Origin of the sequence: Flavobacterium sp., assembly GCF_013823965.1 — a bacterium.
In the GTDB taxonomy this organism is placed as follows: domain Bacteria; phylum Bacteroidota; class Bacteroidia; order Flavobacteriales; family Flavobacteriaceae; genus Flavobacterium.
Map to the genome: position 1 here is coordinate 1 of NZ_PNNA01000084.1, position 25,755 is coordinate 25,755.

Here is a 25,755-nt window from a genome sequence, read left to right on the forward strand (position 1 = left end):
ACAGGCTGATTGATGAGGGTAATCCAATAAAGTGAAAGGTGTTAAGCTGTAAATGGGCGTGCTAACATTTTCCTTCACTGAAATGAGTTCGTTGTTTGTGTTCTCCTTTTTTTCCAATATTAAAACTTTCTACGGGTCTGTGATATCCCATTACGCGCGTGTACACAAGACATTTGGTTCTCAAATGTTGATTTTCTTCTAGAATAGGATTAGTTTCTGTTTTCATATATTTCATTTTTTTTGTTTTCGATTAAGGCATCGTCACATTTTGGACAATATTCGTGTTCTCCATTCAAATAGCCGTGAACAGGACAAACGCTAAACACGGGAGTTACCGTGATGTAAGGCAATCTGAAGTTGGATAACACTTTTTTGACAAATTGTTTACAGGCTTCTGGCGAACTCATTTTTTCGCTCATGTACAAGTGCAAAACAGTTCCACCCGTATATTTACATTGCAATTCGTCTTGCAAAAGCAAAGCTTCAAATGGATCTTCGGTGTGGTCAACCGGGATTTGCGAACTATTCGTGTAATAAATATTGTCTTTTTGGCCGGCTTGGATGATATTTGGGAAACGTTTTTTATCTTCTTTGGCAAAACGATACGTTGTTCCTTCGGCTGGCGTGGCTTCCAGATTGTATAAATTTCCGGTTTCTTCCTGAAATTCTTTCATTCGACCACGTATGTGTTCCAATATTTCGGAAGCAAATTCAATCCCTGTAGTTGAAGTCACGGTGTCTTGTTTCCCCGTAAAATTGACAATCATTTCGTTAATCCCGTTTACTCCAATGGTCGAAAAGTGGTTTCTGAAATGTTGCAAATAACGTTTGGTATAAGGATACAAACCTCGATCGTACATTTCTTGGATGAACACTCGTTTTTTCTCTAAAGTCGATTTAGAAAGGTATAATAATTTGTCCAATTGTTTGTATAATTCTTCTTTGTTTCCTCTGTATAAATAGCCCAAACGTGCCATGTTTATGGTTACAACGCCAATGCTTCCCGTCATTTCTGCACTTCCAAAAAGTCCGTTTCCTCGTTTCAGCAATTCACGCAAATCGAGTTGTAAACGACAGCACATACTGCGAACGGCATTGGGTTTATAAGCACTTTCGTTTTCTATTTTGTTTCCGTTTTCGTCTAATTTATATTGGCTTCCAATGAAGTTTTGGAAATAAGAAGAACCAATTTTAGCGGTATTTTCGAAAAGGAGGTCGGTATTTTCGCCGTCCCAATCAAATTCTTCTGTGATATTCACCGTTGGAATTGGGAAAGTAAAAGGTTGCCCGTTGGCATCTCCTTCGGTCATCACGGTGTAATACGCTTTGTTGATGAGGTTCATTTCCTTTTGAAAATGCTCGTAACGCAGGTCTGTAACTTTGTTGACACCACGTTCCTGTGCTCTAACCAAAAGATCGTGATTGAAATTATTTTCGAAAAAATGAAAATCGTTTTTCGTAGGGATTTGGGTTTTCAAATCTTCCGGAACCACCCAATCCAGCGTGATATTCGTGAATGGTGATTGTCCCCAACGCGCAGGAACATTTAAATTATAGACAAAACTACGAACGGCTTTAAGCACGTCATCAAAAGATAAATTATCTTTAAAAACGTAAGGGGCAAGATAGGTGTCAAACGAACTGAAAGCTTGTGCTCCAGCCCATTCGCTTTGTAAAATTCCCAAGAAATTTGCCATTTGTCCCAAAGCTTCCCTGAAATGGGAAGGGGCTTTGCTTTCGACACGACCACGAATTCCGTTGAAACCTTCGTTGAGTAAAACACGCAAACTCCAACCTGCGCAATAGCCGGTCAAACAATCCAAATCGTGAATATGAACGTCGCCATTTCTATGGGCATATCCTTCTTCTTTGGTGTAAACCTTGTCCAGCCAATAATTGGCAATGATTTTTCCGGCAACATTATTTACTAATCCTGCATTGGAATATGACGTATTTGCGTTTGCATTGATGCGCCAATCGGTTTGTTCTATATATTCTGCTATGGTTTGCGAGCTGTCAACATAAGTCGTGTCGTCGTTGATGCCTTCAATGTGTTCTCGCTGCAATTTACGAGTATGGCGGTACAACATAAAGGAACGCATCACTTCAAAATACTGTTTTTCAAAGAGGCTTTTTTCTATTAAATCTTGAATTTCTTCGACTGCCCATGTTTCTTTGGACTGTAGTCCTTTGATAACATTTTCAAAAACACTTTCGTCAAATGCTATGGTGGCACTTTTGAAGCTTTTTGCGATAGCATCTTCTATTTTAAAACTTTCAAACGGTTTGTAATCTCCGTTCCTCTTGATAACGTACTTTTCCATAGTTTTTTAGTGATTTTTGTTTTATGTTGTGTTGATGTTTTATTCTTCGTTCGAGAAAAATTTCTCTAAAGCTTTTGCTTTTGGAAACAGGATGTTGCTTTCTAAATGTATGTGTTTGTGCAAGTCCTGTTCGAATTCCTGCAACATTGCATACGTCACGCGATAGGTTTCACAAGCATCTTCTGGCGGTGTGTAATTATTGGTTAACGAAGCAATTGTCCTGAAACGTTCGCCTTCGTGTTCGTGCTCGTTCATCATTGCCGCAATGGGGTTTTTTACGGTTTCAAAATGAGGTTGTCCAATGGAGCCATGACTTTTCGTGGCATCTATCATTTCTTTGACGAAAGGGAACAAAATCATTTCTTCTTTTTTCATGTGTGGAGTTAATTCATCGGTGCAGTCTTTAAATAGTTCGGTAATTTTGAATAATTCAGGATGATTGCTTCCGTGAACGCTACACAATTTGTCTAAAAACTGAAGAATTATCGGAGTTTTTTCTTCGACAAAACGGTGGTGGATTTTTTCGATATAATCAATTAATAAATCCAATGACCAAGAGTTGAAGTCAATTTCCGAATCGTTTTTTGTTGCCAAAACAGCATTCAGGTCATGCAATAAATTGGCTTCATTTATATTTTCCTTGGCGCAAACTTCATCGATGGTTCTTTGTCCTTTGCAGCAAAAATCAATTCCATATTTTGTGAAGATGGCGGCGGTTCTAAAATCGTGAGCTACAAAATCTCCAATCAAAGTTTTTTCTTGTATGTTCATAATTTCTGTTTTAATAGATGTTTAGAAGCCAATGCTTTAGAGGTGTTTTTGGCTTTGTTTTACTGAATGTAATTTTACTCAAAATCAATTTTATTTAATATGATTTAAATCATATTCCATTTTTTTTATCATTTTTTTATTAACAAAAGTTGATAAAACAAGAATCCGAACCCGCATCTATTTTTTAATTTTTTGGTTCAAAATTTTATCCAAATAATACGGTATTAAATATGATTGGAATCATATTCATCAAAATTTATAGAACCGAAATTTGCTGCAGTCAAACAATAGCAATAAAACATACATTATAATGAATGATACTTTAAATACAATTTCACTTCCCGAAGGACATCCGGTAAGTGTTTACTACCAGGAAAAAGAAATAATCAATACGCTTTTAGAAGAATTGTTAGCTGTGGATGCTAAAGCTGAATTTCAGAAATACACAAATATTTTCAACCAGCTTCAAACCATAGAAAAACGATTTGCAAGAAAAGAGAATCAACTCTTTCCGTTTTTGGAAAAAAAAGGATGGAACGGACCTTCGCAAGGAATGTGGTCTTTTCACGATAATTTGAGGGAACAATTTAGATTGTTGCGCAAAAATATGGATGCCAGAGAATTTGATAAAATTATGACGAACACGCCATTTTTGGTTGAAGGGATTTCTAGATTAATGAATACTGAAGACAATGTTCTGTTTCCCAATGCCCTGGATTTACTCACTGAAAAAGACTGGATTTCGATGCGCAAAGGCGAAGAGGAAATTGGTTGGATGTTGGCTGAAACTCCTGCTCCTTTCCCAGCTGTGGAATACATTCATCCAAGCGAAGATTTTGCCAAAAGAGAAATGACGTTTTCCTTAGAAAACACCTCGCATTATGACGAAGGTTACATGACCGTGGAGCAAGTGAATTTGCTTCTAAAAACGATGCCTTTGGATTTGACTTTTGTGGATAAAAACGACAAAGTGATTTTTTACAATCGAGGAGAAGAACGCGTTTTTCCTAGAAGTGCCGGAATCATTGGCCGTGAAGTAAAATTTTGTCATCCTCCCAAAAGTGTGGGAACGGTTCTCAAAATCATAGAGAGTTTTAAAAATGGCACTCAAAATGAAGCTTCTTTTTGGATTAATTTCAAAGAAAGACTGATTTATATCCGCTATTTTGCCGTTCGAGATGCCCATAAAAATTATAAAGGCGTGATAGAATTGTCACAAGACATCACCGATATCAAGAAAATTGAAGGCGAACAACGATTGTTGGATTGGGAATGATAAGTGGAAAAATAATAGTGTTTTAATTTATTAATTCAAAAAAAGGAGTTCAATTGAACTCCTTTTTTATTTATTTTGAACTTGTTTTTGAAATAGATTATCCAGCTGATTCCACAATTTTTTTGTCTTCAATCAAGCTCACTTTTACCAATCCGTGTTTTGCCAAGCCTTTCATCGCGGCATCCCATTTCTTGCCACTCAACTCTGATTTGATTTTTAAAACGCCCAATTCCATTTTGTTTTCATTGGTTTGCAAAAGTGCAAGGATTAATTTTTCCTCATCTTCCAGTTCAATTTGAACCTGTTTTTTCTCCGGACGCATTTGCGGGAACAACAATACTTCCTGAATCGAAGCATTGTTCGTCAAGAACATGATTAATCGGTCCATTCCAATTCCTAATCCTGAAGTTGGTGGCATTCCGTATTCCAAAGCTCTCAAGAAATCTTCGTCAATAAACTGGGTCGCTTCGTCGTCACCTTTTTCGGCCAAGCGCAATTGCTCTTCAAAACGTTCTCTTTGGTCAATTGGGTCGTTCAATTCAGAATAGGCATTTGCTACTTCTTTGCCACAAACCATCAATTCAAAACGTTCTGTCAAATCGGGATTGTCGCGGTGTTGTTTGCACAAAGGCGACATTTCCTTTGGATAATCCGTGATAAACGTTGGTTGAATATAATTTCCTTCACATTTGGCGCCAAAAATCTCGTCAATCAATTTTCCTTTTCCCATTGAGGCATCAACGTCGATTCCCATTGCTCTTGCAGCTTCGAATAATTCTGCTTCGCTTTTTCCGGAAATGTCAAAACCCGTAAAATGTTTGATGGAATCCGTCATTGTAACCCTTGCATACGGCGCTTTGAAATTGATTTGGTGTTCGCCAAAAGTCGCTTCACTTTTCCCGTTAACTGCAATTGCACAATGCTCGAGTAGATTTTCGGTAAAATTCATCATCCAGTTGTAGTCTTTGTAGGCCACATATATTTCCATAGCGGTAAATTCCGGGTTGTGCGTTCGGTCCATTCCTTCATTTCTGAAGTTTTTCGAAAACTCGTAAACACCATCAAAACCACCTACAATCAATCTTTTTAAATACAATTCGTTGGCAATTCGCATATACAACGGAATGTCCAATGAGTTGTGGTGCGTGATAAAAGGTCTCGCCGCAGCACCACCGGGAATTGGTTGTAAAACAGGAGTTTCAACCTCTAAATACCCTTTGTCATTAAAGAAAGAACGCATCGCATTGAACATTTTTGTTCTCTTGATAAACGTTTCTTTCACGTGGTCGTTTACCGTTAAATCTACGTAACGACGACGGTATCTTTGCTCTGGATCCGAAAAAGCATCGTGTGTTTTTCCGTCGGCATCCGTTTTTACGATTGGAAGCGGTTTCAAGGCTTTCGACAAAAGCGTCAAACCATAAACGTGAACAGAGATTTCGCCCACTTGGGTTTTGAAAACCGTACCGCGAACCCCAATAAAATCGCCAATGTCCAATAGTTTTTTGAAAACCACATTGTACATCGTTTTCTCTTCATCAGTCGAAATGTCATCTCTCGAAACATAGATTTGAATACGTCCTTCGGCATCTTTTATCTCTGCAAAAGAGGCTTTTCCCATAATTCTTTTCCCCATCAAGCGACCGGCCAGAATCACTTCCTTGCCTTCAAACTTCTCGAAATCGGCGAGGATTTCGCTAGAATATGCGGTTGTGCTAAATTGGGCTGCGGGATAAGGTTCAATACCTAAATTGCGTAATTCTGTGAGTGCTTCTCTACGAAGGATTTCTTGTTCGGATAATGCCATTCTGTTCTAATTTTAAGAGTGCAAAGATAGGTAAATTTGAAAAAGTGGCAATTTGAAAATTTGAAAATTAATTTGACTTTCCATTTAAAGTTTTTAAGTCTTTAACTTTGTAACTTTGCCACTCAAATAAATGCAATGAACAAAACCATCCAACTTCAAGATTTAGGACTCAAAGATTATAAAGCTACTTGGGAATACCAAGAAGAATTATTCAAGGGAGTTGTCGATTTAAAGATAAAAAATAGGAGAGAGCAAACTAATTTGCAAACTCCCAATTATTTTCTTTTCGTTGAACATCCACACGTATATACTTTGGGGAAAAGTGGCGATTTAGAAAACCTTCTTTTATCCGAAAAACAACTCGAAGCCAAAGGAGCGACTTTCTACAAAATCAATCGTGGAGGCGATATTACGTATCACGGACCTGGACAAATCGTGGGTTATCCTATATTGGACTTAGAGAATTTCTTTACCGACATTCATAAATACTTGCGTTTTCTGGAAGAAGCCATTATTCTTACTTTGCAAGAATACGGCTTGGAATGTGGTCGAAGCGAAGGCGAAACTGGTGTTTGGTTAGGAGTTGGAACTCCTTTTGCAAGGAAAATTTGTGCAATGGGTGTTCGGGCTTCCCGCTGGGTTACGATGCACGGTTTTGCATTGAATGTCAACGTCGATTTGGGTTATTTTGACAATATTATTCCCTGTGGAATTCGAGGCAAAGCGGTCACTTCTTTAAATGTGGAACTAGGAGTTGAAAAAGTGGATGAAGATGAAGTGAAAGCAAAAATTCTGAAACATTTCTCCAATCTTTTCGAAGCTACTTTTGAGAAATCTGAAATCAAAAATCGTTAATCAATAATCACAAATCAAATAAATCTTTCTCGGGCAACAATCGAAATGTCATTCTATGGTATTTTGTAACGCCATATTTTTGGATGGCTTCACGGTGTTCTTTAGTGGGATAACCTTTGTTTTTTTTCCAATTGTACATCGGGAATTCCTCGTGAATTCTGTCCATATATTCGTCTCGATAAGTTTTTGCCAAAATCGATGCGGCGGCAATGCTCATATATTTCGAATCTCCTTTTACAATACTTTGATTGGGAATCGATTTTAACAATTCGATTTCAGCTTTCGAAAATTGTTTGCCAAAAGTGTTTTTCATCCCCAATTTGACGTTTAACGGACGATTTCCGTCGACGATGATAAATTCGGGAGTTAAATTTAATTTTAATATGCATTCCTGCATTCCTTTCATCGAAGCATTCAGGATATTGATTTCGTCAATTTCGTCAGGATGCAAATGGGTTACGGCAAATGAAATGGCTTGACTTTCTATAATTGGTCTTAATTTTTCTCTTGTTTTTTCGGATAATTGCTTGCTGTCATTCAGGATCGTATTCTTGAAATCTTGCGGAAGAATGACGGCTGCGGCCGTGACTGGACCAGCAAGACAGCCACGTCCAGCTTCATCGGTGCCGGATTCCAGGATAAATTTCGAAAAATAATTGTTTAACATTAATTATTGGTTTAAACGAAATTAGTGAAAAAAAACAGTATTCGCATTTTTTTTAAATCTAGAGTTTTTTATTCCAAAAAAAACAACAAAAATAAATGAGAAAGTTAAAAAAAATAATTTTTTGTCTGAATTATTATTATAATTAAGAAATAATTAAGAAGTTTGTAGAATAACTTAATCAAACCAAATTAATATGAGATCTAAATTCAAATGGATTTTTACGCTGTTGTTAGCGTTATCATTACAGTTTTCTTTTGCGCAAGAGAAAACAATTTCAGGTGTAGTATCGGACAAGACAGGTCCATTGCCTGGTGCAAACGTTTCAGTTAAAGGATCTCCTAAAGGAGTTCAATCAGATTTTGATGGTAAATATTCTATTAAAGCGAAAACAGGAGATGTTTTAATTTTCTCTTTTGTGGGTATGACTGACAGAACTGTTAAAGTAGGTTCTTCTACCTCTATAAATGTAGTTTTAGAATCGGAGTCAAAATCTCTGGAAGAAGTTGTTATTGTGGCTTATGGTAAACAAAAAGCAAAATCTATTGTTGGTTCCGTGGTTACAGTGGGAAAAGAAGTTTTAGACAAACAAATTGCCACTAGTGTATTAACTAGCTTGCAAGGTAGTGTAGCTGGGGTTAATATTATTGCTGCTGGTGGTCAACCGGGGGATAATCCAGTTATACGTATTAGAGGTATTGGTTCTATTAATGCTGCTGCGGATCCATTGGTAATTTTGGATGGAGCTCCTTTTAGCGGTAACATGAATACCATCAGCTCTGATCAAATACAGTCAATCAGTGTATTGAAAGATGCTTCTTCTACAGCTTTATATGGATCTAGAGGTTCTAATGGTGTTATTCTTATCACGACCAAAAGAGGTAAATTAGACACTGCACCAAAAGTGAATTTTTCAACAATGGTTGGATTTTCAAGTAATGCCGTTGATTTGCATAAATTGGTTGATTCTGATACTTACATGAAATACAGTTGGGAAGGAATTAGAAATGCAAATCAATATGTAAGCAATCAAACAGCTGCAACTGCAGGTCTTAATGCTTCCAATTCATTAGTTAGCACACTTGGTTACAATCCTTACACGGCCGCAACTCCAGTTGATGCTAATGGAAACTTGGTGACAACAAATAAAAAATGGGACACGGATTGGGCTGATTTGATGTTAAATGATTCGGCACTTAGAACTGAGCATTCATTATCAGTTTCCGGAGGTAGTGATAATACTACTTACTCTTTCACGACTAACTATATGTCTCAAGAAGGGAATGTGGTTACTTCTAAATTTGATCGTGCAACCACTCGTTTGAGCATCGATTCTAAAATTAACAATTGGTTAACTGCTGGATTAACCTCTTTTTACTCTACTTCTAAACAAAATTATCCTTCTCAAAGTGGAAGTAGTTATCAAAGTTCTATTCAATGGATTTATACCATACCATCTATTTATCCTGTTTACAGAAGAGATGGAAACGGAGATCTAGTTAAGGACGGTTTTGGACAAAATATTTTCGATTATGGAGCTACTCCGGGACAACTTTTGAATGCAACTCGTCCTCAATTGAATAATGAAAATGCATACGGCTCTTTGTACAATTATAAAACGAGTTACAAAAGAGACAACTTTACGGCTAATGCTTATTTGTTATTCACTTTAGCTAAAGATTTGACTTTCAAAACAAACTTGGCTTATGATAAATATTTGTATGATTCTTATGATTATGCCAGCAATGAAGTTGGTTATGCATCAAGTGTAGGAGGTAGAGTTACTCAAAACAGAGACATAACAACTTCAAGCAATTTGATTAATACTTTGAGCTATAAAAAATCGTTTAGCAATCATAATTTTAGTGCTGATTTAATTCAAGAAGCTTATAAATTTGAAATTGATGCTTTAGGAGCACAAGGTGAAGGGTTTTTACCTGGAGTTTACGTATTGGATGGAAGTACTACTCCTTCAGCTGTTTCAGGATCAACCACTGAAGAAAGAATTTCAAGTTACCTTGGACGTCTTACGTATAATTATGGAGAAAAATATTTTCTTGAAGGTTCATACCGTAAAGACGGTTCCTCTCGTTTCAATAGTGACGTAAGATGGGGAAGTTTCTATGCAGTTGGAGGTTCTTGGTTAGTGTCTCAAGAAAAATTCATGCAAAAAATAGAGACCATTAGCGAATTGAAGTTGAAAGCTTCTTATGGTGAATTAGGAAACAATAGACTTTCTTCTTATTTTCCATACATACAGTTGTTTTCAACTGGTTGGAATGAATTAGATAATACAGGAGTTGTATTGGGTGGTGCAGTAGATCCAAATCTTACTTGGGAAAAAACAGGATCTGCTAACTATGGTTTAGAAATTGGTTTATTCCAGAACAGAATTTTTGCAACTGTTGATTACTACAGCAAAGAATCAGTTGACTTAATTTACAATAAACCATTGCCTGGTTCTACAGGGAATACTGGTATAACAACAAATGTTGGAGCAGTTAAAAATTATGGTTGGGAATTTTCATTGAATACAAGAAACATAGCAACAACTAATTTCTTGTGGACATCAGGTTTAAATTTCTCTATGGATAAAAATGAAATTAGTGAACTTACTCAAAAAGGGTTTACTAATGGAAACAAAAAATGGGAAGTAGGTCGCTCATTATATGAATTTTTTGTTCAAGATTGGGCAGGTGTAGATCCAGCTACAGGATACGGAATGTGGTATAAAGATGTATTGGGAACTGATGGTTTGCCTACAGGAGAAAGAGTTACCACAAAAGTGTATTCTGAAGCTACAAGATATTATGTTGACAAATCATCATTACCAGATGTAGTGGGAGGTTTGACAAACTACTTCAAATACAAAAATTTAGATCTTAATATCTTGTTTAACTTCAGTTACGGATCTTATGTATACGACAGTAGTTATGCCAGTTTGATGGAAGGCTTCAAGTCTCCAGGTAGAGCAGCTCATCAAGATTTGGAAAATCGTTGGCAAAAAGCGGGCGACATTACTAATGTGCCATTATTCTTGGCGTCAAACAATGATTTCAACTCTCAATCCACTCGTTTCTTGTTTAAAAATGATTACGTAAGATTGAAAGCATTAAATTTTGGTTATAATTTCCCTAAAGATCTTTTGGAGAGAACAAATATTTCGAAATTGAGATTGTTTGTACAAGGGGATAATTTGTGGACATACCAATCTCATAAAGGAATCGATCCTGAACAAGATTTGAGTGGTGCAACAAATAGTAGATCATACAACCAGAGAGTGGTTTCTTTTGGTATTAATTTAGAATTCTAAAAAAATAAATATTATGAAAAATAAATTTTCAAAAATTTTAATAGCTTTCATGGCATTAGTTATGTTAGCAGGATGTAGTCAGGAATTTCTTGATGCGCCAAAACCAACTGATGGAGTTTCTGCTGAAGTAGTTTTTACATCAAGAGAGGGAGTGGAAGCTTTTATTTCAGGTATAATGCGTCGTTTTAGAGGGCAATTTCCTAATTCAGCAGGTGTGTCTACTACTGATGCAGCAGGGGTTAATTCAATCTTTTTTGCCCGTTCTGTAAAAGGAAATGATTTAATCAATACGACTTCTTGGTACGCTTTCGATTATTCAAACGATAATCGTGAGCCTACTTACCGTAGAACTGTTTTTACTTGGAACTACTGCTTTTACATGATAAACCAAGCAAATGCCTTGATAAATGGTGTTGAAGCTAGTGATTTAGCTCCATCGGATAAAACAGAATTAGCGGCTTATGGTTATGCTTTGAGAGGGTTTTTCTACCATCAATTAGTATTGGATTTTGCTCCAACTTATTCTTTTGACTTAAATTATCCTGCTCCGCCAATTTATAAAAGTTTATCACTTACTGGAAACGGAATGTCTACTGTTAAAGAGGTATATGCTTTAATTGTTGATGACTTGACTAAAGCTGTTGCTGGATTGACAGAGCAGCGTTTAGGTAAATCGTACATCAACAAGAGCGTGGCTAATGGTATTTTGGCGCAAGTATATCAAGTAATGGGCAACTGGGCTGGTGCTGAGGCTGCAGCCAAAGCGGCTTATGGCGGTAATCCAGCAACGGTGTTGAGTCCATCAACATATCGTTCAGGTTTTAATGATTACTCTAGTGTTGAATGGATTTGGGGAAGTGCACAATCGGCTGATCAATCCAATTATTATTATGGATTTCCACACGCTGGAACTGACCACTTAACCACTTCGTATTCTTCGGTTTACATTAATAAAGATTTCGTGAGTTTATTTTCTCCTACTGATGTTAGAGGATATTTCCAAAAGAAAAGTGCTTCAATCACGAATGTAAATGATTACCGTTATTGGATCACTCGTAAATTTACTTTTACATTTGATGCGGATCATCCAATCATCAGAACTCCTGAAATGATTCTTATCGAAGCTGAAGCTAAATATAGATTAGGGGATACTCCCGGAGCTCATGATTTATTGTACACTTTGCAAAAAAACAGAGATGTAAATGCTGTTAAATCAACAAATACAGGTGCTGCTTTACTAGATGAAATTTTAGTTGAAAGACGTAAAGAACTTTACGCAGAGATTGGTGTAGAATGGTTTGACGCGAAACGTCTAAGAAGAGGGATTACCAGAACCGGAAATCATAGAGTTGGCGCTGCTGGAAACTTAACAGCGGATGACAAAAAATTCTTCTTGAAAATCCCTCAAGCTGAAATTGATGCCAACGACTTGATTGATGATTCAGTCAATGCCAATAGATAATATTATTTAGTTTAATTTTCAGAAACCGAGTTTGATTAATTTCAAACTCGGTTTTTTTATTTTGCATATTGTGCCTTTTTATAGCTCTACGGTCAAACTCATCGGATTTGGCATTGGGATTTGGCTTCGACTCATCCGTAAGCAGGGGTCAATCAATACTTCTTTATAAATTAAACTGTTTTTTCATTTATATGTTTTTTCATTTACCTTTGCTTAAATAAAATCGCAAAATAATTGCCTAATCATATACCACTCCAAATGAGGATCCTCTTTTTCTTATATCTTTTAATAGTGCCTACATTTCTGTTTTCTCAACAAAAAAAGACTAATGAATTAGATTTCAACAGCAAATACAACAGCACGGATTCCATTAAAAAACCGAAAGAAAAAATTGCCACTATAGATATGTATCGAGTGATTACACTGGATCGCGACACGACTTATATAGATACCTCCTTGACGATAAAAAAACTGTATAGTTTTAATTATTTGCGTAAAGATAATTTTGGATTGATGCCTTTTGCCAATGAAGGACAAACCTACAACACTTTGCAATACAGTTTAAACACCTTTTCGCCTTATCCTGAATTTGGATTCAAGGCAAAGCATTTTAATTTTCTGGAAGCAAATCAAATAAGGTATAGTTCCGTGGCGACTCCAGTGACCGAATTGTATTTTAAAACCGTGATGAAACAAGGTCAAAACGTGGATTCTTTTTTTGCGTTAAACATAACCCCAAATCTCAATTTTTCTATTGCCTACAGGGGATTGCGCTCCGAGGGAAGATATATTAATCAAATGTCAAGTACCGGAAATTTTAGGTTCACTACAAGTTATAACACGAAAAACAAGCGCTATTTTGCCAACGCACATTTTACTTCCCAAGATATTTTAAATGAAGAAAATGGAGGAATCACTACTGTTGAGGACTTCGAAAGCGAGAATCCAGACTTTCAAAACAGGGAAAGATTGGAAGTTTTTTTAACCGATGCAAAATCGTTCTTAAAAGGAAAACGAGTGTTTCTGGACCACCTTTTTAGGGTCAACTCGACAGCGGGGAACAATAATTTATATGTAACCCACCAATTTAATTACGAAAACAAATATTTTGAATTCAATCAAGCCACGGTGCCATCTTCTGTTGGTAGGGAAACGGTCTATCGATTTGGAGATTCCTACAAAACCGAAGGTATAAATGACCAAACCCATTACAATAAAACCTATAATAAGCTCGGACTTGTTTATGAAAATACAACCTTGGGAAAATTTCAATTTTTTGCCGATGACTTCTATAATAATTACTACTATAATCAAATATTGATACTCGACGACAAAATTGTTCCAAGCTCTTTGAGCATCAGAATTAATAGTGTTGGAGGGCAATATGATTATCGAAAAAACAAATGGAAAGGAAAATTCATGTATGCTAGATCAATGACAAACCAGTCTTTGTCTGACTTGGACGCCAACTTGCAATACGATTGGAATGACGATATCCAGTTGTCATTCCAGTATCAAAACATGAACAAACTGCCCAATAACAACTATAATTTGTATCAAAGCAGCTACGTAAATTACAATTGGTCCAATGATTTCAAGAACGAAAAAATAAATTCCATCATTGCAAATGCCCTGACTCCATGGGTTGAAGCATCCGTGCAATATTCAATATTCAACGATTATTTATATTTTGCCAATGTGGCCAGTCCAGGTCAAATAGCAATGAATCAACAAATTATTGCTCCGATGCAATATGCCAACACGATTAATTATTTGTCGGTTAAGGCGAATAAAGAATTCAAATTTGGAAGATTTGCACTAGACAATACGCTTTTGTATCAAAAGACAGACCAACATGATAATGTTCTCAACGTTCCCGAATTTTTAACCAGAAACACGCTTTACTATTCTCAAAATATGTTCCGTAAAGCTTTGTATTTTCAAACTGGTGTGACTTTCAATTATTTTACGAACTATTATGCGAATGATTATAATCCGGTAATTGGCGAGTTTTTTGTTCAAAACAATAAAGAAATTGGAAATTTTGCTAACTTCGATTTTTTCTTTAATGCCCAAATTCAAAGAACCAGAATTTACCTGATAGCGGAACATTTTAATTCTTCCTTTTCAGGGAATAATTTTTATGCTTCTCCCAATAATCCGTATCGTGATTTTGTCATTCGATTCGGCTTGGTATGGAATTTCTTCCAATAACCTTAAAATTTAAAAAATGAAATATTCAGAAAATATATTGGGTACAATTGGAAACACGCCATTGGTAAAACTCAATAAAGTAATCTCCGGGATTTCTGCTTTAGTCCTGGCCAAAGTCGAAACTTTCAATCCAGGAAATTCTGTCAAAGATAGAATGGCCATAAAAATGATCGAGGATGCCGAAGCTGATGGAAGGTTAAAACCCGGCGGAACCATAATCGAAGGAACTTCCGGCAATACGGGAATGGGACTGGCACTGGTCGCCATCATAAAAGGATACAAATTAATTTGCGTGATTTCCGACAAGCAATCCAAAGAAAAAATGGACATTCTTCGTGCCGTGGGAGCAAAAGTGGTCGTTTGTCCTACCGATGTGGAACCAACGGATCCGCGTTCTTATTATTCGGTTTCCAAAAGATTGGCCGAAGAAACTCCCAATTCCTGGTACGTAAACCAATACGATAATTTATCCAATTCACAGGCACATTACGAACAAACCGGACCCGAGATTTGGGAACAAACCGAGGGCAAAATCACTCATTTCGTTTCTGGAGTGGGAACTGGAGGAACCATTTCAGGAGTTGGAAAATATTTAAAAGAAAAAAATCCAAACATAAAAATCTGGGGAATCGACACCTATGGTTCCGTGTTTAAAAAGTACCACGAAACGGGAATTTTCGACGAAAACGAAATTTATTCCTATATCACCGAAGGAATTGGTGAAGATATTTTGCCAAAGAATGTCGATTTCTCACTAATTGACGGATTTACAAAAGTAACCGACAAAGACGCCGCGGTTTATACTCGAAAAATTGCACTCGAAGAAGGGATATTTGTGGGGAATTCAGCGGGAGCGGCCATAAAAGGCTTGCTGCAGCTTAAAGAACATTTCAAACCAGAAGATGTTGTCGTGGTTTTGTTTCACGATTCAGGAAGTCGTTATGTGGGCAAAATGTTCAACGACGACTGGATGCGCGAACGCGGATTTCTGGACGAAAACATAACGACAGCCGAAGATATTATCAAGGATAATCTCGCGGAGAGACGTTTGATTGTGGTTCGAACTGAAGAACTGGTTTCACACGCCATTGAAAGAATGCGCAAATATAATATTTCCCAAATTCCAGTTATTGATATTAACGGATTTGTGGGTTCAGTCGATGAATCTGATTTGTTTCGCAGTTATGTAAACGATAAAAATTCCATCGAAAAACCCATCCGGGAAATTATGGGAAAACCATATCCAATTGTAAAACTGGGAACGACAATCGAAGAAGTTTCTAAATTATTTACCAAAGAAAATGAAGCGGTGCTGGTTGATTTAGAAAACGGAAGTCACCATATTATTACCAAGTCGGATATTATTGGCTCGATAAAATAAAAATATTTAATCAAAAATCGGCACCAGAAATTGTAGGTCGAACGCAATAAGTAATCAAAAATCATTAATTTTAAATCAAGAATCAAATTGACTTTTACCGCCATAGATTTTGAAACCGCCACGGCCTATCACCCTTGTTCTGTGGGGATTGTCACTGTTGAAAACGGAGTGATTGTTGACGAATACGTTACCTTGATTCAACCGCCAAGAAACGAATATTCGCATTTTACCATAGCCGTTCATGGTATTTATCCTCGAGATACGATGAATGCAAAAACTTTTGTGCAGGTTTATCCTGAAATTAAAAAACGGCTCCAAAACAGAATCATTGTCGCGCACAACGAAAGTTTTGATCGAAATGTTCTGGCTAAATCAATGGCGCTTTACGGCTTGGATTATGAGGAGTTAAATATTGGTAATCGGTGGGAATGTACCGTGAAAATTTACAAAGCCAAAGGATTAAAACCAACAAAATTAAGCGATTGTTGCCGTGAAATGAATATCAAATTAAACCACCACGAAGCGTTGTCCGATGCGCGGGCTTGCGCCAAATTGTATTTATTGCGATAAATTTCTCACAGTTGTAATTTTTTCATTACTTTAGTCTTTCAGGACGAGTCTATTATCTCTTCTCTATATGTCTATAATCTAAAAAATATGAAAGAAGATTTTCTACACTATCTTTGGAAATTCAAGAAGTTTGACGTCTTGAATTTGAAAACTTCCAATGGTGAGGAAATCACGATTATCAATGTTGGACAATATTTGGAACTCGCCGGTCCCGATTTTTTCAATGGCCAAATTGTTATTGGCAATCAAAAATGGGCTGGAAACATAGAGATTCATCTTAAATCTTCGGATTGGTATGTGCATCATCACGAAAGAGACGAAGCTTATGAAAACGTAATTCTTCACGTGGTTTGGGAGCACGACACGGAAATATTCAGGAAAAACAATACCGAAATTCCGGTTTTGGAGCTCCAGAAATATGTGGATGCTACAACAATCTCAAATTATCAATCTTTAATCAGTCCGAAATCTTGGATTTTTTGCGAAAAGCAATTAAAAGAAATCGATAGATTTGCCATCAATAATTGGCTCGAGCGTTTGTTTTTTGAGCGTTTGGAAAGAAAATCAAAACCCATTTTTGAATTATTGGATCAAACCAAACAGGATTGGGAAGCGGTGTTGTTTTGCCTTTTGGCTAAAAATTTTGGTTTGAATACCAATGGTGAAATATTTTTAAAAATTGCCCAATCGATTCCGTTTTCAATCATTAGAAAAGAAAGTTTCGAGGTCGAAAACTTGGAAGCCTTACTTTTTGGGAATGCCGGTTTATTGGATACAGAAAAAGAAGATACTTATTTCAAGGATTTAAAGTTTCGGTATTTTTATTTGTTGCACAAATACCAATTGGAGAAAAAAAATCTAGAACCCGTACAGTTTTTCAAGCATCGTCCCGATAATTTTCCTACGATTCGACTCTCACAATTGGCGAATTTATACCACGGTCAACAAAATTTGTTTTCTAAAATCAGTACTGCAAATTCTGTTAAGAGCATTTATGAAACTTTCGATGTTTCTGCTTCGGATTATTGGCAAAACCACTATCAGTTTGACAAACAGAGTCCAAAAAAGAAGAAGAAGTTGTCTAAGTCATTTGTTGATTTGATAATTATAAACACGATAATCCCACTTCAATTTGCTTACGCCAAAAGTCAAGGCAAGGAAATTTCAGAGGAACTGATTCAATTATTGGATGATGTTGGTCCAGAAAAAAATGTGATTACGGATAAGTTTGGTTCTTTTGGATTAAAATCAAAAAATGCCTTTGAATCCCAGTCCTTGTTGCAACTCAAAAATGAATATTGCAATAAAAGCCGTTGCCTGGAATGCGCCATTGGAATGGAATTGTTGAAAGAAAGTTAATTTGTTGATTCGAAAATTTTGTAATTTTGCCCAATACCTCATACCTAAAAAGAATGTCAGTAGTAATTCAACTCAAGTATTTTTTTGAAAAACATGGTTTTCATGTTTCCTCGCGTCTTGCAGATAAATTGGGAATGCGGGTAACAAATGTGCGATTGTTTTTTATTTACATTACGTTTGTCACGGCTGGTCTTTGGTTTGGTGTTTATTTAACCTTGGCTTTCTGGATTAGGTTAAAGGATTTGGTAAGAGGAAAAAGATCGTCGGTTTTTGATTTGTAACAACGTTTTATAAATAAAAAAGGGATTATAAAGTACAAATACTTTATAATCCCTTTTTTGTTTTAAGCTATTTATCTTGCTTTTTTGAAGCTGTAAGCATAAATTAAAGCATGCAACGCTGCAAAAAACAGGGAGAAATAGAACAAGAAATGATCGTCAATATTTGGATCGCTGTGGTGAACAAAAGCAATTACAATTAAAGCCAATACCATTCCCAATCCTGAAGCAGAAACGGTTTTGTAGCTTTTTAAACTAAATTCTCCTTTGTTTAACACACTGTTTTTCATTCCATAGAACAAGTATAAGTCAAATCCAATCATCATCCAAACGATAAGACGAATCCAAGTGTCCAATGGCAAAAACACCATCATGAACAGACAAACGGCAACACCGGCGATTGGCACAAAAGGAACAAGCGGAGTTCTAAAAGCTCTTGGTGCGTCCGGCATTTTTTTGCGCATGATTAACACTCCAATACAAACCAATATGAAAGCGAATAAAGTTCCAATACTGGTCATTTCTCCAACAACTCTAGCTGGAACGAAAGCCGCAAACAAACTCACTATTATCATGAACAATAAATTGTTTTTTGCCGGAGTCCTGAATTTTGGATGTACTTCTGAAAATACTTTTGGCATCAAACCATCTTTACTCATAGAGAAGAATACCCTGCTTTGTCCCATCAACATCACTAAAATAACGGAAGAATATCCGCCTAAAATAGCTAATAAAATGGCTTTGTTTAACCAAGGATAAGCTGGTGTTATCATGCCGTCAGCACCTACATTACCCATGGCATCAACTGCAATTGCAACCGGTGCAATTCCGTCTTTTCCTGCAAACGCTTGATAGTTTACGACTCCGGTCATTACGTGGGCAAAAAGAATGTAAAGAATGGTACATATTCCCAGTGACAACAATATCCCGATTGGCATGTCTCTTTTTGGGTTTTTGGCTTCCTGTGCTGCTGTCGAAACAGCATCAAAACCAATATAAGCAAAGAACACTATGGCAGCAGCCCTGATTATTCCCGAGAAACCAAATTCTCCAAATTTCCCGGTATTTTCTGGAATATATGGAGTGTAATTTTCTGGTCTGATGTATTGCCATCCCACGGCAATAAATACCAAAACTACGGACACTTTTAGCAAAACTATGATTCCGTTTACAAAGGATGATTCTTGCGTTCCGCGAATTAAAAGGAATGACATTATCATGACGATTAAAACTGCGGGTATGTTTATGATACCGCCTTCAAAAGGCGAAAGCATGTAACTGTCATCTATGTGAATGCCGTAACCACTTAAAAATTTTCCGAAATACCGGGACCAACTAATGGAAACTGTTGCTGCTCCAACGGCATATTCCAAAACTAAATCCCAACCAATAATCCAGGCAACAAATTCTCCCATTGTGGCAAAAGAATAAGTGTAAGCACTTCCTGCAACAGGAATCATTGATGAAAATTCAGCATAGCATAAACCGGCAAAAACGCAGCCAAATGCAGCTACAAGGAATGAGATAGTGATTGCAGGACCTGCATTTGCCGATGCTGCGAGCCCGGTTATTGAAAAGAGTCCAGCTCCAATAATGGCGCCAATTCCAAGAGCAACTAGTCCTGGCGCAGTTAATGTTTTCTTTAATCCTTTTTCAGAATCGGCGGCTTCGCTCAAAAGCTGGTTTAATGGTTTTCTTCTCCAAATTGACATTTTATTCTGGTTTTTTGTTAATAAGTTCCAAATATATTGTTTTTTTAAGGTTGTGAGTATATTGAAATCTTTATTTTTTTTAATTGTCTTTTTTGTCAATTTTATTTTTTTTCCAAGTTGAAGTTTATTTTATAAAATATTTCTTATTTTTAGACTTCTAAAAATCAATTCATTCGGAATTGAATAAATCTCAAATTAATGATTTTCAAAACAATAAGTTCATACTTTAAGTTTTCGCGAAATCAGCGCACAGCTGTTTTCTTTTTGTTTGGAATTATTATAATTTTACAATTGGCGTATTTTTTTGTTGATTTTAATTCGTTTTCCAAAGTTGCACCTGAAAAAGAAAAATGGCTTTCCCTGCAATCGCAAATTGATTCGATGAAACAGGACAAACTTGATTATGTTCCAAAAATTTACCCTTTCAATCCTAATTTTATAACCGATTACAAAGGATATAAGCTTGGGATGTCCGTCAGGGAAATCGATAGGCTTCTTGCGTTTAGAAAAGAAAACAAATACGTGAATTCACCCAAAGAATTTCAAGCCGTGACGAAGATTTCAGATTCATTGTTGAATGCAATTTCTCCTTATTTCAAATTTCCGGATTGGGTGAATAAAAAGAAAGAATTCAAAAACTATAAGAATTATCCCAATACCGTTTTCGCCAAGAAAGAGAAAATTACCATAATTGATATTAATAAAGCGACTCAAGAAGACTTAATCAAGATTTATGGAATAGGCGAGGCCATTTCGCTTCGGATTTTAAAATTTAAAGAAAGTCTTGGCGGTTTTGTTTCAATGGAACAAATGAAAGATGTTTGGGGATTGTCGCCGGAAGTCATCGAGAATTTGAATTCCCATTTCAAAGTTTTGACACCTCCCAACGTTAAAAAAATAGACATTAATAACGCTTCCATAAAGGAATTGTCCCAATTTCCATATTTCAACTATCAACTTGCAAAGCAAATAGTAACCTTTAGAAGCATGAATGGAGATATAAAAAATATTGATGATTTAACAAAAATTAAAGGATTGTCTATGGATAAGGCAAATATTATAGTCTTATATTTGGACTTTTAAAATTCATACCATATTATCACGATGAACTTCGATTATAGCGAAACACAAACAATGATTGCGCAATCCATTAGGGATTTCGCCGAAAAAAATATTAGACCACATATTATGGAGTGGGACGAAGCCCAAATTTTCCCGATTCCTTTATTTAAAAAATTAGGAGAAATGGGTTTTATGGGCGTTTTGGTTCCAGAAGAACTTGGTGGTTCAGGATTGGGATATCATGAATACATTACCATTGTTGAAGAGATTTCAAAAGTGGATCCATCCATAGGATTGTCCGTTGCGGCACACAATTCATTGTGTACGAATCATATTTTGGCTTTTGGAAACGAAGTGCAAAAGAAAAAATGGATTCCAAAACTTGCCACAGGCGAGCACATTGGCGCTTGGGGATTGACCGAACACAACACCGGTTCCGATGCAGGCGGAATGAATACGACCGCCGTAAAAGATGGCGATCATTGGATTGTAAACGGAGCCAAAAATTTTATTACCCATGGAATTTCAGGAGATATTGCGGTGGTAATTGTTAGGACCGGAAATAAAGGAGATTCAAAAGGGATGACCGCTTTTGTTTTCGAAAAAGGAATGCCGGGATTTACTTCAGGAAAAAAAGAAAACAAATTAGGCATGCGTGCCAGCGAAACCGCAGAATTGATTTTTGACAATTGTCGAATTCCGGATGCCAATAGATTGGGTGAAGTTGGAGAAGGCTTTGTTCAATCGATGAAAGTATTGGATGGTGGAAGAATTTCCATTGGAGCTTTGTCATTGGGAATTGCAAAAGGAGCTTACGAAGCAGCATTAAAATATTCGAAAGAAAGACACCAGTTTGGGAAACCTATTAGTGGTTTTCAAGCAATTTCATTCAAACTTGCCGATATGGCCACTGAAATTGAAGCCTCGGAATTGTTGTTGCACAAAGCGGCTTTCTTGAAAAATAATGACAGAAACATGACAACTCTTGGCGCGATGAGCAAGATGTATTCCTCCGAAGTTTGCGTGAAAGTGGCTAATGACGCCGTGCAAATTCACGGTGGTTATGGATACACGAAAGATTATCCCGTGGAGAAATTCTACAGGGATTCCAAGTTGTGTACCATTGGTGAAGGTACTACGGAGATTCAAAAATTGGTAATTTCCAGGAATATTTTGAAGGATTAAAGAAAATAGAATAGAGATAAAAGAGTCAAGAAACAAGAAGTTGTGTCTAGGCTCTTTTTTTTATTAAAATAATTAATGATTCATAATTCATAATTCAAAATAAAAATATACTTTTGCAGCCTTAACGAAAGGGGGTGCTAAAATTATGTTAATTATACCAATTAAAGACGGAGAAAATATCGATAGAGCGTTAAAACGTTACAAAAGAAAATTTGACAAAACTGGAACTGTTCGTCAACTAAGAGCTCGTACTGCTTTTATTAAACCATCAGTTACCAACAGAGCGAAAATTCAAAAAGCGGCTTATATCCAAAATTTGAGAGACCAAATAGAGAATAGTTAATTATTTTCTATCAAAATAAAATACCGTTAGTCATTAAAGTTTAATATCTTTGATGCTAACGGTTTTTTTATGGCTTGATATTGCGAGGAACGAAGCAGAATTTATTATATGGATAACAACTTGCAATCATTTCGGGATTACTTGCAATTGGAGAAAAAATATTCTCCACATACAGTAAGTGCGTATTTGAACGACATCAGCTTCTTCGAGTCGTTCAACAAAAATCAATTCGACCAAGAAAATATCGACCAAGCGAATTACAGTCAAATTAGGGCTTGGATAGTTTCGCTTGTGGATGACAATGTGTCGAATGTGTCCGTGAACAGAAAAATACAATCTTTAAAGGCGTATTATAAATTTCTATTGAAGACAAAACAAATAGAAGTAAGTCCGTTGTTAAAGCACAAAGCGTTGAAAACACCTAAAACGCTCCAGATTCCTTTTTCAGAAAAAGAAATGGTTGGGGTTTTGGATCAAATGCAAAATCCTGTAGGCTTTGAAGCTACAAGAGATAAGCTTATCATCGATTTGTTTTATACCGCGGGAATCCGAAGAACGGAATTAATTCATCTCAAAGTGGCGAATGTAAACGTGTCAAATAACACGATAAAGGTTCTTGGTAAAAGAAATAAGGAAAGAATTCTTCCGCTCTTGCCAATTGTTTCGAGGCAGTTGATTATGTATTTTGACGAAAGGGCACATTTAGAGAATGTTACGGATATGGACTTTTTTTTTCTCACAAAAAAAGGGTTAAAATTGAATGATTCCTTTGTGTATCGATTAATAAATACGTACTTTAGTACTGTCTCCGAAAAGGTAAAGAAGAGTCCTCACGTATTAAGACATACATTTGCGACTCATTTATTAAACAACGGAGCCGATTTAAATTCAGTGAAAGAATTATTGGGGCATTCAAGTTTGGCATCAACACAAATCTATACTCATAGTAGTTTATCAGAGCTAAAAAAGGTTTATGAAGAAGCGCATCCAAGAAATCAAAAATAATTCGAAAATGTTTAACCAATAAAAATTTTGATTATGAAGGTAAATGTTCAAGCAGTCAATTTTACTGTTGACAGAAAACTAGTAGATTTCGTTCAAGAAAGAATGGACAGATTAGAAAAGTATTACGATAAAATAGTATCATCGGAAGTTTTTTTGAAGGTGGAAAAGACGAGTGATAAAGAAAACAAATTTGTCGAAATCAAAATTAATGTGCCTGGGGATGATTTTCTGGTGAAGAAACAGTGCAAAACTTTTGAGGAAGCAGTTGAGCTTTCGGCGGAATCTTTGGAACGTTTGTTGGTAAAAAGAAAAGAAAAAATAAGAGATCATATTTAATATCAAAAAATTTTAAAAAAATGTTTTGATTGAGAGATAAAATTTCTACATTTGCAGTCCGTTAGAAATAGCGGACTTTTTTTATTGATATTGCCAGCGTAGCTCAGTTGGCTAGAGCAGCTGATTTGTAATCAGCAGGTCGTGGGTTCGAGTCCCTCCGCCGGCTCAAAAGGCGAAAGTTTTAATAGAAAAAGTTGGGGAGATACTCAAGCGGCCAACGAGGGCAGACTGTAAATCTGCTGTGTGAACTTCGCAGGTTCGAATCCTGCTCTCCCCACTAGAAGGAATTTAAGATTTCGGATTTTAGATTGTAGATTAAAAAAGTCTAAAATCTAAAATTTAAAGTCTAAATGAACTCTCTGCCGACTTAGCTCAGAGGTAGAGTGCTTCCTTGGTAAGGAAGAGGTCACGGGTTCAATTCCCGTAGTTGGCTCAATTAAAGAATAAATTTGAACACTAATAAATTAATAAGATTAAAAACTAAGTAAAATGGCAAAAGAAACCTTTAACCGTAGCAAGCCCCACTTAAACATTGGAACAATCGGGCACGTGGATCACGGAAAAACAACTTTAACTGCAGCAATAACTAAAGTGTTATCTGATGCTGGTTACTGTCAAGCGAAATCGTTTGATCAAATCGATAACGCTCCAGAAGAAAAAGAAAGAGGTATTACAATTAATACATCTCACGTTGAGTACGAAACGGCTAATCGTCACTACGCACACGTTGACTGTCCAGGTCACGCGGATTACGTAAAAAACATGGTTACTGGTGCTGCTCAAATGGACGGTGCTATCCTTGTTGTTGCCGCTACAGACGGACCAATGCCACAAACACGTGAGCACATCCTTTTAGGTCGCCAAGTAGGTATTCCTAGAATGGTTGTTTTCATGAACAAAGTGGATATGGTTGATGATGCTGAGTTGTTGGAGCTTGTAGAAATGGAGATTAGAGACTTATTGTCTTTCTATGAATATGACGGAGACAACTGTCCAGTTATTCAAGGTTCAGCTTTAGGTGGATTGAACAATGATCCAGCTTGGGTTCCTAAAATTCTTGAATTGATGGAAGCTGTTGATAGTTGGATTGAAGAGCCAGTACGTGATACTGACAAACCATTCTTGATGCCAGTTGAGGATGTATTTACAATTACTGGTCGTGGAACTGTTGCTACAGGTCGTATCGAAACTGGTATTGCCAATACAGGAGATGCTGTTGAAATTATTGGTATGGGAGCTGAAAAATTAACTTCTACTATTACTGGAGTTGAGATGTTCCGTAAAATCCTTGATAGAGGTGAAGCTGGAGATAACGTAGGTTTGTTGTTGAGAGGTATTGATAAAGAATCTATCAAAAGAGGAATGGTTATCATTAAGCCAGGATCGGTAAAACCACACGCTACTTTCAAAGCTGAGGTGTATATCTTGAAAAAAGAAGAAGGTGGTCGTCACACACCATTCCACAATAACTACCGTCCACAGTTCTACGTACGTACAACTGACGTAACAGGAGTTATTACTTTACCAGAAGGTGTAGAGATGGTAATGCCAGGAGACAACTTAACTATTAATGTGTCTTTGTTAAGCCCAATTGCAATGAATGTTGGACTACGTTTCGCTATCCGTGAAGGTGGTAGAACAGTTGGTGCAGGTCAGGTAACTGAAATTGTAGCTTAATCATAATACTAATTATTAGCCAGTAACGCCCTCAAGGCGTTACTGGTTTTTATTAACAAACGGGCGTAGTTCAAGGGTAGAATAGCGGTCTCCAAAACCGTTGATGGGGGTTCGAATCCCTCCGCCCGTGCAAATAAAATAAATCATAATGACAAAAGTTG

General features: G+C 36.5%; 21 protein-coding genes and 4 tRNA genes. 19 read left to right on the forward strand and 6 right to left on the reverse strand.

Annotated features, from left to right (window positions below; genetic code table 11):
• Window positions 1-61 precede the first annotated feature (61 nt).
• Genes nrdD through ric form a run of 3 tightly spaced genes read right to left on the reverse strand, consistent with a single transcriptional unit; the run spans window position 62 to window position 3,095 of the window.
• Window positions 62-235 carry an anaerobic ribonucleoside-triphosphate reductase gene (nrdD, locus tag C0430_RS09595; protein WP_366559332.1) on the reverse strand — a complete coding sequence of 58 codons (174 nt, stop codon included), beginning with the start codon at window positions 233-235 and terminating at the stop codon, window positions 62-64.
• Window positions 210-2,324 carry a ribonucleoside triphosphate reductase gene (locus C0430_RS09600; RefSeq protein ID WP_290868836.1) on the reverse strand — a complete coding sequence of 705 codons (2,115 nt, stop codon included), beginning with the start codon at window positions 2,322-2,324 and terminating at the stop codon, window positions 210-212. The genes nrdD and C0430_RS09600 overlap by 26 nt, the downstream gene beginning before the upstream one ends.
• Window positions 2,325-2,363: 39 nt before the next feature.
• Window positions 2,364-3,095, reverse strand: coding sequence for an iron-sulfur cluster repair di-iron protein (gene ric / locus C0430_RS09605; protein ID WP_290868840.1), 732 nt, complete (start codon window positions 3,093-3,095; stop codon window positions 2,364-2,366).
• 310 nt (window positions 3,096-3,405) lie between these two features.
• Between ric and C0430_RS09610 the strand changes: the two genes are divergently transcribed.
• Entirely contained in the window at window positions 3,406-4,371 is a 966-nt protein-coding gene (locus C0430_RS09610) for a PAS domain-containing protein (RefSeq protein ID WP_290868843.1), read from the forward strand.
• 97 nt (window positions 4,372-4,468) lie between these two features.
• On the opposite strand, the gene lysS is transcribed toward C0430_RS09610, so the two are convergent.
• Window positions 4,469-6,178: a lysine--tRNA ligase gene (gene lysS, locus C0430_RS09615; protein ID WP_290868847.1), complete on the reverse strand. Its 1,710-nt coding sequence runs from the start codon at window positions 6,176-6,178 to the stop codon at window positions 4,469-4,471.
• Between the two features lie 126 nt (window positions 6,179-6,304).
• On the opposite strand from lysS, the gene lipB reads away from it, so the two are divergent.
• On the forward strand, window positions 6,305-7,033 hold the full coding sequence (gene lipB / locus C0430_RS09620) for a lipoyl(octanoyl) transferase LipB (RefSeq protein ID WP_290868908.1): 729 nt from the start codon (window positions 6,305-6,307) through the stop codon (window positions 7,031-7,033).
• A gap of 7 nt (window positions 7,034-7,040) precedes the next feature.
• Here lipB and C0430_RS09625 read toward each other — a convergent pair whose 3' ends face one another.
• Window positions 7,041-7,700, reverse strand: coding sequence for a ribonuclease HII (locus C0430_RS09625; RefSeq protein WP_290868850.1), 660 nt, complete (start codon window positions 7,698-7,700; stop codon window positions 7,041-7,043).
• 193 nt (window positions 7,701-7,893) lie between these two features.
• On the opposite strand from C0430_RS09625, the gene C0430_RS09630 reads away from it, so the two are divergent.
• From C0430_RS09630 to C0430_RS09660, 7 genes are all read left to right on the forward strand, one after another.
• Window positions 7,894-11,010 (forward strand): TonB-dependent receptor, encoded by a 3,117-nt coding sequence (locus C0430_RS09630; protein ID WP_290868858.1) that lies wholly within the window; start codon window positions 7,894-7,896, stop codon window positions 11,008-11,010.
• Window positions 11,011-11,023: 13 nt separating this feature from the next.
• Window positions 11,024-12,472, forward strand: coding sequence for a RagB/SusD family nutrient uptake outer membrane protein (locus C0430_RS09635; protein ID WP_290868863.1), 1,449 nt, complete (start codon window positions 11,024-11,026; stop codon window positions 12,470-12,472).
• Window positions 12,473-12,763: 291 nt separating this feature from the next.
• Window positions 12,764-14,686, forward strand: a complete 1,923-nt coding sequence (locus tag C0430_RS09640; RefSeq protein ID WP_366559333.1) for a putative porin — start codon at window positions 12,764-12,766, stop codon at window positions 14,684-14,686.
• A 16-nt stretch (window positions 14,687-14,702) separates the two neighbouring features.
• Complete coding sequence (locus tag C0430_RS09645) at window positions 14,703-16,067, forward strand: pyridoxal-phosphate dependent enzyme (protein WP_290868869.1); 1,365 nt, start codon at window positions 14,703-14,705, stop codon at window positions 16,065-16,067.
• An 87-nt stretch (window positions 16,068-16,154) separates the two neighbouring features.
• Window positions 16,155-16,637: a 3'-5' exonuclease gene (locus C0430_RS09650; RefSeq protein ID WP_290868873.1), complete on the forward strand. Its 483-nt coding sequence runs from the start codon at window positions 16,155-16,157 to the stop codon at window positions 16,635-16,637.
• A gap of 87 nt (window positions 16,638-16,724) precedes the next feature.
• Complete coding sequence (locus C0430_RS09655; RefSeq protein WP_290868876.1) at window positions 16,725-17,996, forward strand: DUF2851 family protein; 1,272 nt, start codon at window positions 16,725-16,727, stop codon at window positions 17,994-17,996.
• Between the two features lie 53 nt (window positions 17,997-18,049).
• A complete protein-coding gene (locus C0430_RS09660; protein WP_290868879.1) occupies window positions 18,050-18,277 on the forward strand; it encodes a PspC domain-containing protein in 228 nt (75 codons plus the stop codon).
• A gap of 71 nt (window positions 18,278-18,348) precedes the next feature.
• Here the strand turns inward: C0430_RS09660 and C0430_RS09665 are convergent, their stop codons facing one another.
• Window positions 18,349-19,986, reverse strand: a complete 1,638-nt coding sequence (locus C0430_RS09665; RefSeq protein WP_290868883.1) for an amino acid permease — start codon at window positions 19,984-19,986, stop codon at window positions 18,349-18,351.
• Window positions 19,987-20,184: 198 nt separating this feature from the next.
• Here C0430_RS09665 and C0430_RS09670 point away from each other — a divergent pair, with 198 nt between their 5' ends.
• From C0430_RS09670 to C0430_RS09715, 10 genes are all read left to right on the forward strand, one after another.
• Complete coding sequence (locus C0430_RS09670) at window positions 20,185-21,069, forward strand: helix-hairpin-helix domain-containing protein (RefSeq protein ID WP_290868886.1); 885 nt, start codon at window positions 20,185-20,187, stop codon at window positions 21,067-21,069.
• A gap of 21 nt (window positions 21,070-21,090) precedes the next feature.
• Window positions 21,091-22,233, forward strand: coding sequence for an acyl-CoA dehydrogenase family protein (locus tag C0430_RS09675; RefSeq protein ID WP_290868889.1), 1,143 nt, complete (start codon window positions 21,091-21,093; stop codon window positions 22,231-22,233).
• Window positions 22,234-22,378: 145 nt separating this feature from the next.
• Complete coding sequence (gene rpsU, locus C0430_RS09680) at window positions 22,379-22,576, forward strand: 30S ribosomal protein S21 (RefSeq protein WP_133277509.1); 198 nt, start codon at window positions 22,379-22,381, stop codon at window positions 22,574-22,576.
• 108 nt (window positions 22,577-22,684) lie between these two features.
• Window positions 22,685-23,581: a tyrosine-type recombinase/integrase gene (locus C0430_RS09685; RefSeq protein WP_290868898.1), complete on the forward strand. Its 897-nt coding sequence runs from the start codon at window positions 22,685-22,687 to the stop codon at window positions 23,579-23,581.
• A 33-nt stretch (window positions 23,582-23,614) separates the two neighbouring features.
• The gene (gene raiA, locus C0430_RS09690; protein WP_290868902.1) at window positions 23,615-23,917 is read left to right on the forward strand and encodes a ribosome-associated translation inhibitor RaiA; all 303 of its coding nucleotides are present in this window, start codon (window positions 23,615-23,617) and stop codon (window positions 23,915-23,917) included.
• Window positions 23,918-24,009: 92 nt separating this feature from the next.
• Window positions 24,010-24,083, forward strand: a tRNA-Thr gene (locus C0430_RS09695).
• Between the two features lie 30 nt (window positions 24,084-24,113).
• Window positions 24,114-24,194 (forward strand) — tRNA-Tyr (locus tag C0430_RS09700).
• An 84-nt stretch (window positions 24,195-24,278) separates the two neighbouring features.
• A tRNA-Thr gene (locus C0430_RS09705) sits at window positions 24,279-24,350 on the forward strand.
• A 56-nt stretch (window positions 24,351-24,406) separates the two neighbouring features.
• The gene (gene tuf, locus C0430_RS09710; RefSeq protein ID WP_290868905.1) at window positions 24,407-25,594 is read left to right on the forward strand and encodes an elongation factor Tu; all 1,188 of its coding nucleotides are present in this window, start codon (window positions 24,407-24,409) and stop codon (window positions 25,592-25,594) included.
• 59 nt (window positions 25,595-25,653) lie between these two features.
• Window positions 25,654-25,724 (forward strand) — tRNA-Trp (locus C0430_RS09715).
• The last annotated feature ends 31 nt before the right edge of the window (window positions 25,725-25,755 follow it).

Bases quoted from the DNA above. Each gene is read 5' to 3' on its own strand.
- nrdD (WP_366559332.1), bottom strand. From the start codon at position 235: ATGAAATATATGAAAACAGAAACTAATCCTATTCTAGAAGAAAATCAA.
- C0430_RS09600 (WP_290868836.1), bottom strand. From the start codon at position 2,324: ATGGAAAAGTACGTTATCAAGAGGAACGGAGATTACAAACCGTTTGAA.
- ric (WP_290868840.1), bottom strand. From the start codon at position 3,095: ATGAACATACAAGAAAAAACTTTGATTGGAGATTTTGTAGCTCACGAT.
- C0430_RS09610 (WP_290868843.1), top strand. From the start codon at position 3,406: ATGAATGATACTTTAAATACAATTTCACTTCCCGAAGGACATCCGGTA.
- lysS (WP_290868847.1), bottom strand. From the start codon at position 6,178: ATGGCATTATCCGAACAAGAAATCCTTCGTAGAGAAGCACTCACAGAA.
- C0430_RS09625 (WP_290868850.1), bottom strand. From the start codon at position 7,700: ATGTTAAACAATTATTTTTCGAAATTTATCCTGGAATCCGGCACCGAT.
- C0430_RS09630 (WP_290868858.1), top strand. From the start codon at position 7,894: ATGAGATCTAAATTCAAATGGATTTTTACGCTGTTGTTAGCGTTATCA.
- C0430_RS09635 (WP_290868863.1), top strand. From the start codon at position 11,024: ATGAAAAATAAATTTTCAAAAATTTTAATAGCTTTCATGGCATTAGTT.
- C0430_RS09645 (WP_290868869.1), top strand. From the start codon at position 14,703: ATGAAATATTCAGAAAATATATTGGGTACAATTGGAAACACGCCATTG.
- C0430_RS09655 (WP_290868876.1), top strand. From the start codon at position 16,725: ATGAAAGAAGATTTTCTACACTATCTTTGGAAATTCAAGAAGTTTGAC.
- C0430_RS09660 (WP_290868879.1), top strand. From the start codon at position 18,050: ATGTCAGTAGTAATTCAACTCAAGTATTTTTTTGAAAAACATGGTTTT.
- C0430_RS09665 (WP_290868883.1), bottom strand. From the start codon at position 19,986: ATGTCAATTTGGAGAAGAAAACCATTAAACCAGCTTTTGAGCGAAGCC.
- C0430_RS09670 (WP_290868886.1), top strand. From the start codon at position 20,185: ATGATTTTCAAAACAATAAGTTCATACTTTAAGTTTTCGCGAAATCAG.
- C0430_RS09675 (WP_290868889.1), top strand. From the start codon at position 21,091: ATGAACTTCGATTATAGCGAAACACAAACAATGATTGCGCAATCCATT.
- rpsU (WP_133277509.1), top strand. From the start codon at position 22,379: ATGTTAATTATACCAATTAAAGACGGAGAAAATATCGATAGAGCGTTA.
- C0430_RS09685 (WP_290868898.1), top strand. From the start codon at position 22,685: ATGGATAACAACTTGCAATCATTTCGGGATTACTTGCAATTGGAGAAA.
- raiA (WP_290868902.1), top strand. From the start codon at position 23,615: ATGAAGGTAAATGTTCAAGCAGTCAATTTTACTGTTGACAGAAAACTA.
- tuf (WP_290868905.1), top strand. From the start codon at position 24,407: ATGGCAAAAGAAACCTTTAACCGTAGCAAGCCCCACTTAAACATTGGA.